Annotated in this window: 19 protein-coding genes; 8 read left to right on the top strand and 11 right to left on the bottom strand. The window is 59.3% G+C overall.

Annotated features, from left to right (window positions below; all coding sequences use genetic code 11):
- Window positions 1-29: 29 nt before the first annotated feature.
- The 10 genes from gspG to ACFSOZ_RS13355 all read right to left on the bottom strand — a co-directional run bounded on the left by gspG (window position 30) and on the right by ACFSOZ_RS13355 (window position 9,871).
- Complete coding sequence (gene gspG / locus ACFSOZ_RS13400; protein ID WP_379098401.1) at window positions 30-515, bottom strand: type II secretion system major pseudopilin GspG; 486 nt, start codon at window positions 513-515, stop codon at window positions 30-32.
- Window positions 515-1,009, bottom strand: a complete 495-nt coding sequence (locus ACFSOZ_RS13395; RefSeq protein ID WP_379098398.1) for a prepilin peptidase — start codon at window positions 1,007-1,009, stop codon at window positions 515-517. Before ACFSOZ_RS13395 ends, gspG begins: the two co-directional genes overlap by 1 nt.
- Before the next feature lie 2 nt (window positions 1,010-1,011).
- Window positions 1,012-3,138 carry a type II secretion system secretin GspD gene (gspD, locus tag ACFSOZ_RS13390; RefSeq protein WP_379098395.1) on the bottom strand — a complete coding sequence of 709 codons (2,127 nt, stop codon included), beginning with the start codon at window positions 3,136-3,138 and terminating at the stop codon, window positions 1,012-1,014.
- A 336-nt stretch (window positions 3,139-3,474) separates the two neighbouring features.
- Window positions 3,475-3,906 carry a hypothetical protein gene (locus tag ACFSOZ_RS13385; RefSeq protein ID WP_379098392.1) on the bottom strand — a complete coding sequence of 144 codons (432 nt, stop codon included), beginning with the start codon at window positions 3,904-3,906 and terminating at the stop codon, window positions 3,475-3,477.
- A 629-nt stretch (window positions 3,907-4,535) separates the two neighbouring features.
- Window positions 4,536-5,297: a methyltransferase family protein gene (locus ACFSOZ_RS13380; protein ID WP_379098389.1), complete on the bottom strand. Its 762-nt coding sequence runs from the start codon at window positions 5,295-5,297 to the stop codon at window positions 4,536-4,538.
- Window positions 5,298-5,428: 131 nt separating this feature from the next.
- Window positions 5,429-5,953 carry a prepilin peptidase gene (locus tag ACFSOZ_RS13375; protein ID WP_379098386.1) on the bottom strand — a complete coding sequence of 175 codons (525 nt, stop codon included), beginning with the start codon at window positions 5,951-5,953 and terminating at the stop codon, window positions 5,429-5,431.
- Window position 5,954: 1 nt separating this feature from the next.
- Window positions 5,955-6,500 carry a tetratricopeptide repeat protein gene (locus ACFSOZ_RS13370; protein WP_379098383.1) on the bottom strand — a complete coding sequence of 182 codons (546 nt, stop codon included), beginning with the start codon at window positions 6,498-6,500 and terminating at the stop codon, window positions 5,955-5,957.
- Between the two features lie 57 nt (window positions 6,501-6,557).
- Window positions 6,558-7,514, bottom strand: coding sequence for a type II secretion system F family protein (locus ACFSOZ_RS13365; RefSeq protein WP_379098381.1), 957 nt, complete (start codon window positions 7,512-7,514; stop codon window positions 6,558-6,560).
- 12 nt (window positions 7,515-7,526) lie between these two features.
- Window positions 7,527-8,498, bottom strand: a complete 972-nt coding sequence (locus ACFSOZ_RS13360; RefSeq protein ID WP_379098378.1) for a type II secretion system F family protein — start codon at window positions 8,496-8,498, stop codon at window positions 7,527-7,529.
- Window positions 8,498-9,871, bottom strand: coding sequence for a CpaF family protein (locus tag ACFSOZ_RS13355; protein ID WP_379098375.1), 1,374 nt, complete (start codon window positions 9,869-9,871; stop codon window positions 8,498-8,500). The genes ACFSOZ_RS13360 and ACFSOZ_RS13355 overlap by 1 nt, the downstream gene beginning before the upstream one ends.
- Before the next feature lie 685 nt (window positions 9,872-10,556).
- On the opposite strand from ACFSOZ_RS13355, the gene ACFSOZ_RS13350 reads away from it, so the two are divergent.
- Entirely contained in the window at window positions 10,557-10,736 is a 180-nt protein-coding gene (locus ACFSOZ_RS13350) for a Flp family type IVb pilin (RefSeq protein WP_379098372.1), read from the top strand.
- A gap of 898 nt (window positions 10,737-11,634) precedes the next feature.
- Window positions 11,635-11,814: a Flp family type IVb pilin gene (locus ACFSOZ_RS13345; protein ID WP_379098369.1), complete on the top strand. Its 180-nt coding sequence runs from the start codon at window positions 11,635-11,637 to the stop codon at window positions 11,812-11,814.
- A gap of 373 nt (window positions 11,815-12,187) precedes the next feature.
- On the opposite strand, the gene ACFSOZ_RS13340 is transcribed toward ACFSOZ_RS13345, so the two are convergent.
- Window positions 12,188-13,216, bottom strand: coding sequence for a phosphatase PAP2 family protein (locus tag ACFSOZ_RS13340; protein ID WP_379098366.1), 1,029 nt, complete (start codon window positions 13,214-13,216; stop codon window positions 12,188-12,190).
- A gap of 566 nt (window positions 13,217-13,782) precedes the next feature.
- Between ACFSOZ_RS13340 and ACFSOZ_RS13335 the strand changes: the two genes are divergently transcribed.
- The 6 genes from ACFSOZ_RS13335 to ACFSOZ_RS13310 all read left to right on the top strand — a co-directional run bounded on the left by ACFSOZ_RS13335 (window position 13,783) and on the right by ACFSOZ_RS13310 (window position 19,047).
- A complete protein-coding gene (locus tag ACFSOZ_RS13335) occupies window positions 13,783-13,962 on the top strand; it encodes a Flp family type IVb pilin (RefSeq protein ID WP_379098363.1) in 180 nt (59 codons plus the stop codon).
- 87 nt (window positions 13,963-14,049) lie between these two features.
- Window positions 14,050-15,126, top strand: a complete 1,077-nt coding sequence (gene cpaB / locus ACFSOZ_RS13330; RefSeq protein ID WP_379098360.1) for a Flp pilus assembly protein CpaB — start codon at window positions 14,050-14,052, stop codon at window positions 15,124-15,126.
- A gap of 76 nt (window positions 15,127-15,202) precedes the next feature.
- Window positions 15,203-16,648 carry a type II and III secretion system protein family protein gene (locus tag ACFSOZ_RS13325; protein ID WP_379098357.1) on the top strand — a complete coding sequence of 482 codons (1,446 nt, stop codon included), beginning with the start codon at window positions 15,203-15,205 and terminating at the stop codon, window positions 16,646-16,648.
- Entirely contained in the window at window positions 16,635-16,931 is a 297-nt protein-coding gene (locus tag ACFSOZ_RS13320) for a hypothetical protein (protein WP_379098354.1), read from the top strand. The genes ACFSOZ_RS13325 and ACFSOZ_RS13320 overlap by 14 nt, the downstream gene beginning before the upstream one ends.
- 92 nt (window positions 16,932-17,023) lie before the next feature.
- Window positions 17,024-18,520: a TadE/TadG family type IV pilus assembly protein gene (locus ACFSOZ_RS13315; protein ID WP_379098351.1), complete on the top strand. Its 1,497-nt coding sequence runs from the start codon at window positions 17,024-17,026 to the stop codon at window positions 18,518-18,520.
- Window positions 18,521-18,525: 5 nt separating this feature from the next.
- A complete protein-coding gene (locus tag ACFSOZ_RS13310) occupies window positions 18,526-19,047 on the top strand; it encodes a TadE/TadG family type IV pilus assembly protein (RefSeq protein WP_379098348.1) in 522 nt (173 codons plus the stop codon).
- Window positions 19,048-19,049 lie beyond the last annotated feature (2 nt).

Here is a 19,049-nt window from a genome sequence, read left to right as displayed (position 1 = left end):
AGACTCGTTCCTGTCGGAATGAAATCCCGTCAGTTGGTGACGTCCTGGTCTTCGCCGGTTCCGTCCGGCTTGCCGTCTTTGCCAAAGGTGCGGATGATCACGCCGCTCGCATCGGCCTTCACTTCGTAGGAATAGGGCCTCCCCCACGGATCCTTCAGGCCGGTTGTTCCCTTCAGGTAGGGGCCGTTCCAGCGCGCTTCGCCGGCGGGCGCCGTGACCAAAGCCGAGAGCCCCTCTTCCGCGGTCGGGTATTTCGCGTTGTCGACATAGTAGAGTTCGAGCGCGCTTTCGATGTTGCGAATTTGCGCCTTGGCCGCATTGGTCCGAGCCGAGCCGAGATAACGCAGGACCTGTGGCGCGGCGAGCGTGGCGATCAACGCGATGATGGCGAGCACGACCAGGAGCTCGACCAGGGTGAAGCCGCTTTCGCGATGTTCGCCGACAGATTTTCTGGCGCGCCGGGGTTCCTCGGTAGCGGGTTTTTCGGAAGGTTTGAAAGAGCGCAGAGTGATCATCAGAGCAGTCCCATGTTCAAACCGGCAAATTGCTCCAGCGCCCAGCTGCAGCCGAGACCGATGGCGACAAACGGGCCGAAGGCGACACGGGCCCGCGCCGCCGCAGGCCCTGTTGCAAGCACTTGCCCGCCGACGAACAGCAAAGCGCTGGCGCTGGCGATGAACAGCAGCATCGGCAGCAGCAGCGGGCTGATCCAGCATGCGGCGGCGGCGAGCATCTTGACGTCGCCGAGGCCGAGACCGATCCTGCCGGTCATCAGGAAATGACCGCGCCGGATCAGCCAGGCAGCGGCAAAAGTCGCGGCAGCGAACAGGAGCCGCACGGGGATGCCGTCTGCGTCCGTCGCCATCTGGTAGCCAAGGCCGACGCCAGCCAGAGCCAGGTTGAGCCCGTCCGGGATGATCTGCCTGCGGAAATCGGCGATTGAAATGGCGACGAGAACAGCCGCCAGGGCGACAGTGGCAGCCAGCACGAGAGATGGGTGCGTAGCCATCGTCAATACGCCAGCCTCTTGAGATCCTGTTGCAGCTTGGTGCCGCCGCGTCGCTTCTGGATCGGCGTCTGCAGGCTGATCTTGCCGCGGAATTCGTCCGTCACTTCGCGGGCTTCGTTGATGTCACGGACCACATGCGGCCTGATGAAGATGATCAGTTCGGTGCGTCCGATGCTGTCCGTCTTTTGCTTGAACGCGTTGCCGATGATCGGGATATCGCCGAGGATTGGCACTTGCGTGCGGTCGACATTGTTGCGCGACTGGATGAGGCCGCCCAGCGCCAGGCTCTCGCCATCGTTGACCAGAACGCGGGTCTGGATCTTGCGCTGCTGGATGGTCGGCGAATCGATGCCGGAACTGGTCGTCTTGGTCACATTGCTGACCTCCTGCTCGATGTCGAGCATGACCCTGCCGGCATTGTTGATGCGTGGCGTTACCGTCAGGATGACGCCCGTATCCTTCATCTCGACCGAAACGACCGGCGAGCTGCCGAGCGTCTGGTCCACCACTTGCCGTGTGGCGATCGGCACCTGGTCGCCGACCTGCAATATCGCTTTCTGGTTGTTCAGGGCCATGATCGTTGGCGCCGAGATGACATTGACGTCGGTGATGCTGGACAAGGCGTTCAGCGTCACCTGGATGTTGTCGGTTGCGTAACTCCAGTTGAAGCCAGGCAGTGCTGCCGCGGCAACTCCCTTGGCCACGTCGGACACCGAGATCTTCATGCCACCATTCTCGAAGAACCAACGCAGGCCGTATTTCAGGTCGTCGTTGAGCGTGACTTCGGCGATGACGGCTTCCAGCATGACTTGCGTCGGCAGCACGTCGACCTTGCTCAGGATCTGCTCGATGCGTTCATAGTCGCGCGCCGTGGTCTGGATCAGCAGCGCATTGTTTTCGATATCGGCGACGACCGTGGCGTGGGCGGGCGGCTGTCCCTCCTGCGTGGGCGGCAGCGAAGGCGACGGCCCGGTCAATGGCACCGGCGTGACGCCGTCCGACTGCATGGCGATCGGCGTCTGGTCGGGCGACACGTTCGAGCCACCCGAGTCACCTTCGGTCTTGACCGTGGTGCCGAGAACGGAGCTCAGCACCGCGGCCAGTTCCTTGGCCGGGCGGTTCTGGATCTGGTAGACGAAGAGCTGGTTTTCATTGGTCTCGGCCAGTCTGTCGAGCTTGTTGATCCAGGTCGCGGCACGGGCGAGATAGGCCGGGCGCGACGTGATCACCAGCACCGAATTCAGCCTGTCGTTGGGAATGAACTGGATGAGCTTGGCGCCCGGCCCGTCCTTGGTGCCGAAGATCGAATCGAGTTCGGCGGCAACGGCTTCCGGCTTGGAGGTCTTCAGCGGATGAAGTGCCACGGACATGCCGCGCATCCAGTCGACGTCGAACACCGAAACCGCTTCGCGAATGGCATTGAGGTCGCTGTCGTTGCCGGCGACGGTGATCAGGTTGCGGGTGGAATCGACCCGCAGCACCGAGCCCTGGCGGGTGATCGGTTCCAAAATGGTCTTCATTTCGTCGGCGGCGATGAATTGCAGCTGCAGCACCTGCACCTTGACGCCGGGGCCCGACGGCGAAACCGACGGCACGCTGACCGGCGGCGTGCTCGACATGATTTCGGAAAGCGGCACGACCTGGTAGGTGCCGGCGCGGTTGGTGATGCCGGCACCGTTGACCGCAAGCGCCGATTGCAGGATGTCGACCAGCGCATCCTTCGACACCGGCTGCGAGGTCTGCAGCGTCACCGTGCCTTGCACGCGCGGGTCGACGATGTAGTTGAGGTGCAGCGCGTCGCCAAGCACCGCCTTGGCCGCCTCGGTAATCGGCGCATTGATCAGATTGAGCTCGAACTGCCCCGAGCCATCGGTCGTCACCTTGGTGACAGGGGCGCCGGAGGAGACGAATTGACCCGAGCCCTGATACTGCGCACCGTTAAAGCGCTGCGCCTGGCCGGCGGCCGACGTGACCGCGCCAGGCCCGGTATATCCCGCCCGCAAGGGCGAGTTCCTGGCGTGCAGGCTGTCGATGGTTTCGGTGAAGAAGTCCTTGCCTGGCGCGGACGTGCAGCCGGCAATCGCCAGCAGCGTGCACAACACGACGCGATGACACGGCTTGATCGACATTCACCCGATTCCCCTAGGTTGCCAGTCTAGGGCTTCTTGCAAGGGGATGTTTGGAATGATGCCGGTCTTTGCGGTCTATCCACAGGGTTGGTGGCGAAGGGCGGGGGGATGGCAGACCGCGGAACTTGACCACTTCTGGCGGGTTATCCGGTTGACCATCGGGTGCCGGAGATGCCGTCGACCGTGATCTTCAACGAATTCATTCGGGATCGCCACAGATATCGTCGTTTGGGGAAAAGCAGGAAGCCGGGGGATAGAGTGTTTCAGGGCTACAGTCCCGACAGCTTCCAAGCCGAGGTCAGGTGAGGACACGTGACGATCCTCACCTCGACCAACTCAGAACATGATCCTTTGCCTCAACCACGCAAGGAAACCATTTCCTTCAACTGTTGCGCGAACTCGTTTGGCAGCCCAATGCGCTTTCATGGTAGCGCCGACATGGCAATCGCAGACGATCTCGTGCAGTTGCCAGTCGCTCAGTTTGAAGAAACGCCTGGCCTCGCCATACGTGTCATCTTTCAGGCCCGACGCGCGCAATACCGGGTCGTCGAAGGCAACGGCAATTGCTGATCCGTCCCCACGCAAGCTGGCACGTTCTTCCATGTGCAAATATTCGGTACCTGTAAACGCGGCAACGCATCGCTCGGGGTGTTGCTCGAGAAGTTCAGCCCAGCGCTCGATACGCTGGTTCCGTGTCATTGCCGAATACGCCGCCGAAGATTCAATCTTGGCGACCGCATGCAGTTGATCGAGTGTCTGGTGTTTCATGGCCGGCTCCTGTTTGAGAGGGAAGCGCCCACGCCTTCAAGGAAATTATCGCGCGGTGATGCTTCGACAAGAGCCGGAAGCCTCAGCAAGAAACCTATATTCGACACCATCAGGCCGGGCCGGCCGCGATCATGAACACCTACCCGGCGGTCATGGAGCGGGGCCGTAGCGCAGCCCCAGGGTCAGCCAGTGTCCAGTCCAGCCGATCGACTATTTATTACTTGTTGCCAGGTCGGACGCTGCAAACACCGATGGCGCCCTGACATTGGTCATCCAGACGACAAGCTGGATTGGCTGGCCATCGGCAGCGCGCCGATCAAGATCTTTGTATTCTTGATTTTGGAATGAAGCCCACCGGCGCAAAGCGCCGCTGCGCGCCCGCGCCGTCTCACGAGGAGACCGAGCGCCGGCAAACTGGAGAGTCTGGTGAGCGCGAGTTTGCCGACGCTCGGTGGTCGCAGCGCCCGGGGGGTTGGGGTGTTTTTGGGGCTGCGGCCACAGTACGTTAGCACAAGCTAATATAGAGGTATATGGCCATTTTGCTGGCTAATCCCGGCATCGCCTGAAGGCGCGTCATGCTGCGCTTCAGATCACCGGGCCAGAGTATTCGCAGGGCCGGCGGCGTTCGATCACCGAAATGAAGACAAGGAAGGAAATAGCATCGGCGTCCTACGCTTGTACGCCTCGTATTCGGGGAAGGCCGATTGCAAGACCTTTTCCTCATTGACCAGCCGCCGGTATTGGAAGGTGAGAGCAATCGCGCAAATCGCGACCGTTATCCACGTCGGATTGCGCAGCACAATGCCCAGCACGACAATTGCTTCGCATGCGTACAGTGGGTGCCGCACGAAGCGGTAGGGCCCTGCTGTGACAAGCCGCCTGGCCTGGGCGGAGATGCTGAACGATCTGCCGAGCCACCACAGGCACCAGATGCAAAGCGCGAAACCGCCGAGGATGATGAAGTCCGCAACCAATTCAAGCTGCGGCAGGATCTGGACACGAGGAACAACGACCAAAGTCACCGTGGCAAAGCATCCGATCAGCGCCGCGATTCGGGGTTCAAGTCCCTGCGCTGTCTTCACCGGCGGAAGACGCGTCACGGTTGAGACAACCATGAGCACCAGGAAGCCGAGAGAGGCAACGTCCGCCGCAAAGTCGACGCTGGATGCTGCCGTCCACACAATATCGCGCAGAACCAATATCAGAGCTGCCACCTTGATGACCGCGCCGAACGCGAAGTAAAATGTCAGCGTTGCGCGGCCGATAAAGTCACGCATCGCTGGTGGCGGGAGCAAGCGCATGGATCGCTGAAGAATGCCGTCCTGAACACCTTCCGTCGGCGTCTCAGAGCGAACGGATATGCGATCCCCTTCAGAATTGGAAATGTTCATTTGGAGCCCCACCGACAAGATGCAATCCAAGCATTTTGCCGACCGTGGGGCAAGTTAATGGTTCCCAAAAGGTTAATCTGGTTATCAAAGCTTCGGCGAAATCCACCGGGTGATTTTGTGAAGCACACCCGTTAGGCAAATAGACTGCCAGGGGCGACAAAGCTGCTTACGATCTGGAGTGCGATCGTACATATCGACGCCAGGGAAATCGGCACTCCAAACGGCACAACACCTTTGCGATCCAAATGCTGAATGTATACCCGGAAGGCGCCTTCCGGCAGCAGCGTTGGGTTTTTCACGACCAGCGCCGTGACGAGAGCAAAAAGCAGCATCAGAAAGGAAAAGACGACGAGCGCGCTGCCACCGATCAGAAAAGGCACGGTCGCCATCAGCTTGATATCGCCGGCGCCAACCTTGTGCAGCGCCCAGAAAGGCAAGAGCGCGATGAACAACAGAAGCCCGGCAGCGGCACTCAACCCCATGTCCAACCAGGATCCGGACTGCAGCGACAGCAGCAACTGCGACCCCGCCCCCAGGCAGAGCAGCAGAAGCACGTCGCGATTGGCTATCTGCTGGGTGGTGAAGTCGAGCCACCCAATCCTTGCCAGCAGGGGGATCGCGAGCGCCATCAGCAGCAGCGATTCGACGAGCAGCATGCTAGCGCTCGATATTCTGCACGCTCGACGACAAAAGCTTCAGATTGTTGGTCACCGTCGGATCGTTGGGCGCCAATTCGTAGGCCTTGAGGAAATTCGCGCGCGCGTTCTGCAGCTTGCCGCGCAGCAGGTAGGAATAGCCGATGTTGTTGTAGTATTCCGGCGTCGCCCCGAGCAGCTTGAAGGCTCGGGCATAGGCCCGATCGGCGAGGTCGAAGCGATGAATCCGGTCGCTGCAGGCGGCCAACCCCATCCACGCATTACCGTCATTGGGCGACAGTTGCGTCGCCTTGAAGAACAAGGCGCCGGCATTGCCATAGTTTTCCGCGCGGAACTGGTTCTTGGCTTCGGCCACGGCCTGGTCCGAGGCGTGATATTCGACGTCGCTGACCGTCTTCAGCCCGTCGAAAGCATCGCCAAAGGACGTTACGTCGCCTTTCGACGGCTCGTTGGTGCGAACGACACCATCGAGGGTGTCGTTCGTTTGACAGCCCGCAAGGACCATCAACAGACTGGCTACGACTGCGAGGCGCATTGGCCCTGTCATTTTATCCCCCAAGAGCCCTCCGACTCAGCTCATTTTAGGACCAAAGCATATATACAACTAGAAGAAAACGCCTTTCATTCGGATGACGACCGGCAGCATAACAATCATCATCACGACTGGAAAGATGCAAAGACCCAGCGGAATCATCATCTTGACCGGAAGAGCGTTGGCGATCTCCTCCGCGCGCAGGATTCTCTGACTGCGCATTTCGTCGCTGTAGACCCGCAAGGCGTCTGTCAGGCTTGTGCCGAGCTCTTCCGATTGCCGGAACAGCACCGCCAGGGACCTCGCCTCTTCGAGACCGATTCGGTCCGCCAGCTCGCGCAGAGCTTCCCGCAACGGCTTGCCGGCGCGCAACTGCAAATTCATGATCGTCAGCTGAATACCGAGCCATTTGTGGGTGGCGGCAAGTTCCGTTCCGACGCGCTCGACCGCCGCCTCGAGGCTCATGCCGGCATCGGCGCAGGTGATCATCATGTCCATGAAATCGGGAAAGCCACGGCGATAGACCTGCTTTTGTGCACTCTCGAACCGATCGAGTGCGATGCTTGGAACCACTATGCAAGCCAGCCCGAACACGGCAGCGATCACAAAGGTTATGACCCCTGGCACTTGAGACGGCAGTATACGCGACAGGATCGCGAACGTCACAGCGAAGCCTATCAAGACTGCACCCAGGCGCGACAAGGTGTAAACCGCCGGCGCACTTGATTGATAGAAGCCGGCGCGGAAAAGCTTGGCGTCCAGGGCGCTGGGTTCGTCCCGTTCCTTTTCTATCGACCGAAAATACGCATCGACCGGGCGCTGCGCCGAAATCTTGGCCAAATGGTCCTGTCCCATCAGCGAGCGGCGGCTGGCAATTCCCTCGGCCAACAGGCTTTGCGCAACCAGCTTCCGTGTCTGCATGGCCGGCAAGATTATCAAAGCGCCGAACAGGAAAAGCGCCATCGCCGCCATGAAAACGGCGAATGAGATGAGCATCCCCGAATTCTGAAGGCTTGCAAAAACGGTCATGGCGCGCCCTCCTCAGAAATCGAAATTGACCATTCGGAACATGATGAAATCGCCCAAAAGCGCTAATAGTCCAAATATCACGAATACCGGCGTTATCAGCGGGCTACCCCAAATATCTCCATAATAGCTGGGGGCAACTATAAAAAGTATTCCAAACATAACCAAGGGAAATAGAGAGATTATCCATGCCGATGCTCGACCCTCGGCGGAAAGCGCCTTGATCTTCAGCCTCAATTTCTGCCGCTCGCGGAGCGAAGATGAAAGATTCGATAACATCTCGGTCAGGTTGCCGCCGGTCTTGGCCTGAATGGAGAGTGATATGGTAAGGAGATGGAGGCCTTCGAAGCCGACGCGTTGCGAGAGTTTGCGCACGGCCTGTTCGAGGCTGAGGCCAAAAGTGATTTCGTCGGAGACGATGCCGAATTCGGTTCCGAGCGGGTCGGGCATCTCGCGTGCAACAAGGCCAATTGCCACCGATGTCGGATGACCGGCGCGCAACGAACGCACGATCATGTCGAGTGCGTTGGGAAGTTGGGCGGCAAATTTCTGGATTCGCTTGTTCCGCGCACGGCGCAAGACGAGAAGCGGCAGGATAAGGCCGACGACAAAAAAGGCGATGATCCCGGCCACAGTCGAAAAGCCCAGAACCAACGGCAGCACCAGTGCCGACACCAGACCGGCCAACAGGAATACCGCTGCAAAGGCCAGCGGGTTACCGGTAATGCCGGATTGCGTGTAAAGCCGGTTGAGCGCGACTGCACCGAAGATGAAGTCGCCACTCGCCGTCAGGCCACGTTCCTGCAACAGCCCCTGCAACGTCTGTTCGGCCGGGGCCTCCTCCCTCAACCGCTTGATACGCCGGTTGACGGTGGTGATGCGCGCGCGCCGCCCTGAAAATGACACGTAGAACGATTCCGCAGCGAGAATGACCGAGGCCGCTGCCAGCACGTAGATGAAGTAGAGTAAGGTCTGTCCGGTCGGCATCAGAGCGGAACCTGAGGATTGAAGGCGTCCTTGGCGAACTGATGGCCAAGCGTCGCCGCCTCCTGGGCAAAGCGCGGTCGAACACCGGTGGCGCGAAAGTCACCGATAATGGAGCCGTCGGCGCCGACATCGCGGCGCACGAAATGGTAGATTTCCTGAAGCTGGATAACATTGCCTTCCATGCCGGTCAGTTCCGAAATGGATGTTACGCGCCTGCCGCCATCGGAAAGACGCTGCGTCTGCACGACAATATCGATGGCCGAGGCAATCTGCGCCCGGATGGAATCGTTGCTCATCGGCATGCCGGCCATGCCGACCATCTGCTCCAGCCGCGAGATCGCGTCGCGTGGCGTGTTAGCATGGATTGTGGTCATCGACCCCTCGTGGCCGGTGTTCATCGCCTGCAGCATGTCGAAGGCTTCCTCGCCGCGCACCTCGCCCACAATGATGCGATCGGGCCGCATGCGCAACGCGTTCTTCAGCAACTCGCGCTGACGAACCTCGCCCTTGCCCTCGACATTGGGCGGACGCGTCTCCAGCCGGCCGACATGCGGCTGTTGCAGCTGCAGTTCGGCTGCGTCCTCGATGGTGATCAGTCGCTCTCTCGAGGGGATGTAACTCGACAGCGCGTTGAGCAGGGTCGTCTTGCCGCTGCCGGTGCCGCCCGAAACCAGGATCGACTTGCGCGACTGCACGGCGATGCGCAGGAGATCGACCATCGGCGGGCGGATGGAATTGAACGCCATCAGGCGCTCAAGCGAATAGGGATTCTTAGAGAATTTGCGGATCGAGACCAGGGGCCCATCCACGGAGATCGGCCGCACCGCGATGTTGACGCGCGAGCCGTCGGCCAGCCGCGCATCGACCATCGGCGCCGATTCATCCACGCGCCGCCCAATTGCCGAGACGATCTTGTTGATGATACGCAGCAGATGCGCCTCGTCGCGAAAGCGTATCCCGGTCTCCTCGATCACGCCATATCGCTCGATGAAGACGCGCTTGTGGGTGTTGATCAGGATGTCGGCAATCGAATCGTCCTTGAGCAGCGGCTCGATCGGCCCCAGCCCGAGCATCTCGTCAGCGGTGTCGCTGGTCAGTTGGTCGAGTTCGCGGGCATTCAGCGGCACGTTGCGGCCACGAACGAACTCACGCACGATCGGGCGGATCTCGTTCAGGATCTCGTCCTTCGACGCTGTATCAAGCGCTGCGAGGTTGAACCGGTCAATCAGATGTCGATGCAGTTCCACTTTCAAGGCCAGGAATTCATCGCCATGCGGCGCAAGATCGGGGATTGCTGACGATGGCGTCACAACGGGCAGCGGCGCAGCTTGCGCCAGCGGCTCGGCTGCCCCCTTTATGAAACGGCCTAGCATTTTGTCCTGCCCCCGATTTCTGGTTCCCTGAGATTATTTGTTGACCGCGAGCTGCGCGCACCGCCGGCCTGGCCCATCTGGGTCATGCCGCATGCACGATCCTGAAACGGTCTCGCGAACCGCTCCCCACTCCCCGCCTGCCCCTTTTCCGATCGCCTCGACACAACGATTAGCCCCCGCTAAATTCGTAAGGCATAAACTAACCATTAACCACGGGAGGGGGCAAGCGTCTGGCGGCGAACCGCAAGTCAATACTCGCAACATAGTTAAGGCTGCTCCGCCGAAAATGTCGCTTTTTTATTTTGCCTGAAGCGCCCGCCCCACCCAGCCTCACGGAACCTTACAGACCGCAACAGGTGGTGCGGAGCCATGAACAAGGCGTAACCCCTTAGATATAAAGGAATATGCGGTACACCTAATGTATTAGTGGCATTACTCCATCTGGGACGGAATCATGAACGAATGGTTAAGAACGCTCGAAAAAATAGTCGAATCAAGCTCTTGCTTAAATCTAAATCAGCTTCTGACGCGATAGATCAGGTATTCAAACGTTAACGAACCCTTAATCCCATTTGACTTCGCTTTTTTGTGAGACCTAGATCGAGATGACGGGGGATGCTTGGGTATGGGATTTTATGCTTGGCTCGTCTCGTCGGGTTCAAACCTCCAAAAGGGCGAAATTGACATGAAGAAGCTCATGACGATGACCCGGCAGTTCCGCGACGACGAAACCGGCGCTGCCATGGTCGAATACTCGATCCTGATCGGTCTGATCAGCGCCGCGGCAATTGCGGCGATTGTTCTGGTCGGTGGCTATGTGACCAATTCTTGGGCCGTGCTGACCAACGTGCTCAATCTGGGCTAACGACAATTTGGGCTCAGGCTTGGCCCCGGCTCGATCGGCGCCGGGGCCCAGCATCTCGTCGGCGGTGCCGCTGGTCAATTGGTCGAGTTCGCGGGCATTCAGCGGCACGTTGCGGCCACGACTTACGCACGATCGGGCGGATCTTGTTCGGGATCTCGTCCTTCGATGCTGTTTCAAGCGCCGCGAGGTTAAAACCGATCAATCAGATGTCGCTGGAAATCCGCTTTCAAGGCCAGGAAGTCACCGCCAAATCGGGGATTGCTGGCAATGGCGTCACAACAGGCAGCGGCGCAGGTTGCGCCAGCGGCTCGGCTGGCCCCTTGGTGAAACGGTCTGGCATTTTGTCCTGCTCCCTAATTCCCGTGCCCTGAGACTATTTGTCGACCGCGAGCTGCGCGCATCGCCGGCCAGGCATCCGGGTCACATCGCATACCCCCATCCTCAAGGGTCTCGCGAACCGCCCTCAATACTTTCAACCTTGTTAAGCGGGCATCGCCGAAAATATCGGTTCTATTTTGCCTGAAGCGCCCGCCCACCCGGCCTCACGGAACCTTACAAACCGTAACAGGCGGCGCAGTGCCCCTGAACAAGGCGTAACCCATTAGATATAAAGGAATATGCGCTACACACCTAATGTATGAGCGGCATACCCCAACTGCGACGGAATTGTGAACGAATGGTTAAGACCGCTCTAAAAATTAATCGAATCAAGGTCTTGCTAAAATTAGAATCGGCTTGTGACGCGATAGATCAGGTATTCAAACGTTAACGAACTCTTAATCCCATTTGACTTCGCTTTTTCGCGGGACCTAGGATCGATGTGACGGGGGATGCTTGGGTATGGATTTCATCCTTGGCTCGTCTCGTCGGGTTAAACCTCCAAGAGGGAGAAATTGACATGAAGAAGCTCATGACGATGACCCGGCAGTTCCGCGACGACGAAACCGGCGCTGCCATGGTCGAATACTCGATCCTGATCGGTCTGATCAGCGCCGCGGCAATTGCGGCGATTGTTCTGGTCGGTGGTTATGTGTCCACGTCCTGGAACACACTGACCAACGCGCTCAATCTGGGCTAACCTCAATCTGGGCTTGGCCCCGGCTCGATCGGCCCCGGGGCCTAGCATCTCGTCGGCGGTGCCGCTGGTCAATTGGTCGAGTTTCGCGACCATTCAGCGGCCCGCGTCGTGGCCACGAACGAACTCATACACGATCGGGCGGATCACGTTCGGGATCTCGTCCTTCGACACTGTTTCAAGCGCCGCGGGATGAATTTCTGGCCTTGAAAGTGGATTTCCCTCGACATCTGACTGATCGGTTTAACCTCGCGTCGCGGGGATTGCTGGCAATGGCGTCACACAGTGGGCAGCGGCGTAGGTTGCGCCAGCGGCTCGGCTGGCCCTTGAACAAACGGCCTGGCATCTTGTGCCCCCGAATTCCCTTGTCCTGAAATTATCTGTTGATCGCACGGGTGCCGCCAATCCAGCGGACCGTTTGAATTGCCGCAGCGGCGACCAAGACCCCGGCGAGAACGTCGACCAGATAGTGGCTGCCTTCGGCTGGCGTGGCCAATATGAGCATCGCGTTGAGCAGATAGACCGGCAGTGCAACGAAGCGGATGCCGCGCACCGAGTAGGCGAATATCACGGCCAAAGCGGCGTGGAAGGACGGGAAGGTCACAAGACCCTCCGGATGCTCGATCAGGAACGGTTTCAGCGTTCTCAGCGCATGCAGTTGATCCAGGTGACGAGTCGAGGCACCAGCACCAAACGAGCTCAAAAGATCAGGTGAAGGATGGTAGAAATCAAAAGCCCCAGCTGCCGGCACCACCAACATAATCAGGCAAGTCAGACAACCGGCCAGCTCGAATTGGGCAATCATTTCCGCCACCCGGTCCGGGCGGGCGATCAAGGCCAACATGGCCGGCAGTAACGGCAGTTGAAAACTCAGGCTGAAATAGGCCTTCGAAAGTATGGATGCAATCAAGTAATGGCTATCGAGCCATCCAACGTAAGCTGTCCAATTGAACCCAAGGGCGGCGTCGGCGGATGCCAAATACATGTCCATCAAGGGCTGGGCCGTTGCGGTCGCCATGTAGGAGAACAACAAAAGCCACGTCGAAAAGAACAGGATGGAACTCAGGGCTAGGACAAGCACTTGGATGCGGCGCGCGAAATCCCTCCAAATCTCACGATGCCGAAACGGTGCTTTGCGAAGCCGCCACCGTATCGCTTCAAGTAAGGCCAAAAGGAAGACGCTGGGCAAAAGGATCGCCGCGTCGCCGAGGTTGCCATTCGAGTCTACTGTCGAGAATGGCAGCCAGAGCAAAGTTGCGGCCATGAGCGCTACGAGCATGGCGACTATGAAAAGGACAAGCCGCCGGTTTCGCAAATTTGCTGCCGGATTGGATCCCCACCATTGCGCGGATCTGGCGCGCGGCAAATCGGCAGGTATTTCGCATCCAGGATGCGACCCGTGCATGACCACCTGCTCCCCACCCGTTGCCCTGTTGGCCCACCCGGCTGCCGACTATGCGTAGCCATCGCTAAGTTTGCGATGCATAAACTAACCATTAACCACGGGAGGGGGCAAGCACCTGGTGGCGGACTTCGAGCCAGTACTTACAACATAGTTAAGGCTGTTCTCCGGAAAATATCGTTTTTATTCTGCCTGAAGCGCTCTCCACTCAACCTCACGGAACCTTACAAACTGCAACAGGCGGTGCAGTGCCGATGAACAAGGCGTAACCCCTTAGATATAAAGGAATATGCGCTACACCTAATGTATGAGTGGCATACGCCCAACTGGGACGGAATTGTGAACGAATGGTTAAGAACGCTTGAAAAATTAGTCGAATCAAGGTCTTGCTCAAATTAAAATCGGCTTGTGACGCGATAGATCAGGTATTCAAACGTTAACGAACTCTTAATCCCATTTGACTTCGCTTTTTCGCGGGACCTAGGATTGAGATGACGGGGGATGCTTGGGTATGGGTTTCATCTCTAGCTCGTCTCGTCGGGTTCAAACCTCCAAAGGGAGAAATTGACATGAAGAAGCTCATGACGATGACCCGGCAGTTCCGCGACGACGAAAACGGCGCTGCCATGGTCGAATACTCGATCCTGATCGGTCTGATCAGCGCCGCGGCAATTGCGGCGATTGTTCTGGTCGGTGGCTATGTGACCAATTCTTGGGGCAAGCTCACCACCGCTCTCAATCTGGGCTAACAACAATTTGGGCCCGGGCTTGTACCGGGCCCAAAGCTCCACAAGGGGCGACGAGTGTTTGCCTGGGGAATCTAAGGGGCTAGGGCCATGCGCGCAAATACAGTTATCATGATTGTTCTCGCCGGCGTGTTCGGCGTTCTTGCTGTCGTGCTTGCCAACTTCTGGCTGGCGAATCAACGCAGCGCGATGGCGCAAACAGGTAATGTCCCCCACGATACAGTCGTGGTGGCGGCGGAGGCGCTGAAGTTCGGTGACATTCTGACCGCCGACAAATTGCGCGAAGTCGAGTGGCCGTCGGGTGCGGTTCCGGCCGGCGCTTTCAAGACCACACAAGAACTTCTTACCAAAGACCTTCCGGCCGGCGGAGGCAACAAGCAGGCATTGCAGGCGATCGGCGTCAACGAGCCTGTCCTCGCCACCAAGATCACCGGCCCCGGCCAGCGCGCCACGCTTTCGGCAGTGCTCGGCGAAGGCATGAAGGCGGTTTCCATTCGCGTCAACGACGTGCTTGGCGTTGCCGGCTTTGTCTACCCCGGCGACCGGGTCGACGTTTTGCTGACGCGCACGGTGCACGCCAATGACGGCCCGGACCAGAGTTTTGTCGACGTGCTGCTGCAGAGCATGAAGGTGCTCGCCGTCGACCAGGTTGCGGACGAAAGCAAGGACAGCCCAACGGTCGTCAAATCGGTGACGCTCGAGGTCAGCACCAAGGACGCGCAGAAGCTCACCTTGGCCGCCGGCGCCGGCCAGTTGTCCTTGGCGCTTCGCCAGGCAGCGGCCAGCAAGGGCGAGACGACCGAGCGCGTGACTCTATCCGACCTGACCGGGGAAATGCCGGCTGACGTCGCCAAAAGGCAAGCCGAACTCGCCAAACAGGCTGCAGCCGACGCTGCTGCCGCAGCCGATCGCCAGCTCGCGGAGGACGCGCGCAAGCGTGCCGACGATAAGATTGCAGGATTGGCACAGGCAGTCGACCGAGTCGGAAACAAGCTCGACGATCTGAGCAAGATCAAGCCGGCTCCGGCCGTGGCAACGGCCCCGGAAGTGCGGGAAGTTGTTAAGGAAGTAGTCAAATATGTCACACCCGAGCCGCCGTCGCGTGCTAGCGTGGGCGTTTTCCGGGGCGTGAAGCTTGAGACATATGACGTGCCGAGACAACCATGATAAGGTGCAGTGAATAAAGTGGCTGCCACCGGCGAATAAAGTGGGGCTGCCACCGGCAGCGAGTGGGGAGTTGGGGATGCAGGGGTCTTGGTTGAGGATGGCGGCGGCCGCGTTGTTCTGTATGGCAGCGCTGTTTCTGTCGAGCCTGGCGGCTCAGGCGGCCGACCGTTTCATCGACGTGTCGAACCCCAGCGTCCATAAGGTCTTCCTGCCGATGTCGCAATCGGTAACGATCCAGGTGAATGCCAATCTGGGCGACATCGTCGTCGGCGACGAGAAGATCGCCGATGCCCAGCCGATGACCGACCGCACGCTCTACGTCATCGGCAAGGGCGCCGGCACCACCACGGTCAATCTGTTTTCCACGGACAAGCGTTCGCTCGGCGTCATCCAGATCGAGGTCGGCGTCGACGTCAGCGACATGGCGCAGGCGATCCGCCAGGTGGCGCCAAGGTCGCGCATCGAAGTGGGCTCGGTCAACGGCAGGGTCAGGCTTGGCGGTCATGTCAAGGACGGCGCGACGCTGGCGGCGATCATGGCGGTTGCTCAGCAATATGGTCCCGACGCCATCATCAATTCCGTCATCGTCGACGACAGCCAGCAGGTCAATCTCGAAGTGCGCGTGCTTGAGGCCAAGCGCAATGCGGGCCGCGATCTCGGCGTGTCGATCAGGAGCACGAACGGCAGTGGCACGACTAAAGTCGGAACCGGCATTGCCGCCGTGGACGAAGACAAGGTGGTGCTCGGACCGGGCGCTCTGCTCAGCAACCTGCTGTCCAACTCCACTCCCTTCGGAGCACTGCTCACCCGCGTCATCGACAGCAACATCAAGGTCGATCTGTACATCGAGGCGCTCGAGGCCAAGGGCGTGGTCCGCACGCTCGCCAACCCCAACCTCACCACGCTGTCCGGCGAGGAGGCCAGCTTCAATGCCGGCGGCGAAGTCCCTATCCGCTCTCTCGACAAGGATGGCCAGATAAACATCGTCTACAAGCAATTCGGCGTCAATCTGCGGTTCACGCCGGTCGTACTCGACGACGGCAAGATCCACATGAGGCTGGCGCCGGAGGTCAGCGACCTGACCGGATTCACCACCGCCGGCGATCCGATCTTCACCAACCGCAAGCTGGAAACCGTCGTCGAGTTGCGCGACGGCCAGAGCTTCGCCGTCGGCGGGCTTCTGTCGAGCAAGACTACCAAGCTCCAGAACCAGGTGCCGTGGCTCGGCCAGGTGCCGGTTATCGGGACGCTGTTTCGCAATTCGAGCAACCAGAAGGAAGAAACCGAGCTGGTCGTCATCGTCACGCCGCACCTCGTGCGGCCGGTGAAACCCGGCGAGCAACTGGCGACGCCGTTCGACAAGACGCGGCCGGCCAACGACCCGGAGTTCTTCGTGCTTGGCCAGCTCGAAGTGAACAAAGACATGATCCGCAAATATGAAACGGGCGACGGCGTCACCGGCCCCTATGGCCACATGTTGGATTTCAAATCGAAGGACAAGATGCTCTATGTCAAGAAATAGCGCCTTGATCCTCGTGCTGGGCACCGGCCTGCTGACAGGCTGCGCCGCGGACTATCTGAACAACTACGATACGGTCACTTTGGCCGCCGGCGACACGCAGAGATACAATTCGCTGCTGCAGACGGTCGACCCGTTCAATCCGGCCTCCAAAAACACCAGGATCGAAGGCGACGGCACACGCGCCGCCGCTGTTGCAAACCTCTACAAATTTCCGCCGCCGCCGCCGCCGCCGCCAGCGATCACGGTCAATGTCGGCGGAGCGGGTGTAACGACGAACCAGTGAATTGAGACGCCGTGAACTGAACAGAAGGATGCGGTTTTAGTGCGCCAGGCCATGCGAGGGAACCTGGCGTCAGGGGAGCAAAGAGTAAGGCCATGCTGCGGACCATTCGCGCGTTCTGGCACGATCAGAGGGGAATAGCGCTGATCCTCGTCAGCGTCACGCTGCCGGCGATCATCGGCTTTTCCCTGCTGGCGATCGACATGAGCCGGGTCAACAACCTACACAACGATTTACAGAAGGCGGCAGACGCCTTTGCGTTGGCTGGGGCGGCGGAACTTGACGGCTTGCCAGGCTCATGGGTTAGAGCCGAGCGCGCCATGGCAAATCTGGTTATCAACGAGGCCACGTTCTCAACCGTTGGCACCAATGGCCGGTTCAATTTGGCTTCCGGGCCACCAGTCGGCACCGCACGATGCAACAGCGCCGGCAACATTTCGTGGTGTTTCCTCAAGACGCTTCCGAGTGATAACCAGCCGATCACCAGCGCAAACTATGCCGATGCAATTCAAACTGTTGGCGAAGACGAGACCCGATTCATTGAAGTGAAGGTGACACCGACTGGTTTCGCCGCGATTTTCCCCGCTTCATTTCTGACGGGCAACGCGGCAAGCAACAGCTTCAACATTGCTGCCGCGTCGGTCGCCGGTTTCACGTCGGGCGTTTGCGATTACACGCCCGTTTTCATGTGCAACCCGTATGAAAATACAGCCCTCACCGGGGGCGTCACACTGGAACAGGCGGCGCAAACCAGGCAATACCGCCGCCGCCAGATCAAGCTGCGCGGAGACGGGTCTTACGCTCCCGGCAACTTCGCTTTTCTGGCTTCGCCGTTTGGCAACGGCGCCAGCCAGCTCGAAAAGATGCTCGCTGACTCCAAGCCGCAGAATTGCTATTCGCGCGACGGTGTCGACACTGAGCCGGGACAGAATTCCGGTCCGGTGAAAGATGGCATCAACTCGCGCTTCGGCATCGATTCGTCATCGTTTTCGGACGGACCCGCGGTCAATGTGCGCAAGGGTGCCATAAACTGGGATCAATTTGTCAAGGACAACAAGGTCAACTACCAAACAGATCCGACCAAAGGCATCGGGCTTGAACGCGACTCCTGCCAGATCTCTGGCACATGCACCATGATGGGCGGTCGCATGGGTGCCGGCGACTGGAACTTCGCGCGCTACTGGGCTGCCAATCATCCGCTACGTTCCGTGCCTTCGGCTCTATCCGGCACCGGCGCCGATCTCCCGACGCGGTATGAGGTCTATCGCTATGAGATCGACAACAACATTGTTTCGGACGCGTCCGTCGGCGGCGAACAAGGCACGCCGCCGACTGGAGCCCTCACGCCGATCGCGACCCCGGATCGCCGGTTGCTTTACGGTGCAGTCCTGGACTGCAATGCGATTCAGGCTGGGGGCCTGAGTTTCAATGGCCGCGTAAATGTCCCGGCGAGGAGATTTGCCAGTTTCTTCATCACGGAGCCCATCATCGACGGCAAAGACATCATGGTGGAACTCGTCGACATCACAGGCAAGGGCGGCAGTGGCACGCTCGACAACTTCCTGCGCGACGAACCGCAGCTCTACCGGTGACCGCGATGTTCAAGATGCTGTCCCGATATCTCAGTCGATTTCGCCACGACCAACGCGGCGCGGTGATTGTCGAGATGACCCTGATCACGCCGCTGATGCTGTTCCTGTCGGCCGGGGTGTTCGAGTTCGGCAATCTGATCCATGCCAAACTGCTGATGGAGGCAGGGCTTACGGACGGCGCGCGCTATGCTGCGCGCTGCAACAGCAAGTTGTATACAGACGCGGGGCTGACGATCGACTGTGCGGCCGTGGCCAAAAATATTGCGGTGTACGGCAACCCAACCGGGACAACACCCGCGCGTGTCGCCGGCTGGACGACATCGGATGTCACGGTGACCTTGAACAACTCCTGCCAGGACGCCGTATCGTCGACTGGCGTTACCGAATATCGCTCCACCACGGCACAAGTCTGCGCCGTCCGCGCGGCCGGCACCTACGCATACACCGGGGTCGGGATGCTGTCGATCATCGGCATCGGCCCACTCACGCTTCATGGCTCCCACGACGAGCGGTTGATCCGGTTCTGACC

The sequence above is a fragment of the Mesorhizobium newzealandense genome, from assembly GCF_042682145.1.
GTDB lineage: Bacteria > Pseudomonadota > Alphaproteobacteria > Rhizobiales > Rhizobiaceae > Mesorhizobium > Mesorhizobium newzealandense.
The sequence above is the reverse complement of the archived record's forward strand: the minus strand, read 5'-3'. Positions and strand labels throughout refer to the sequence as shown.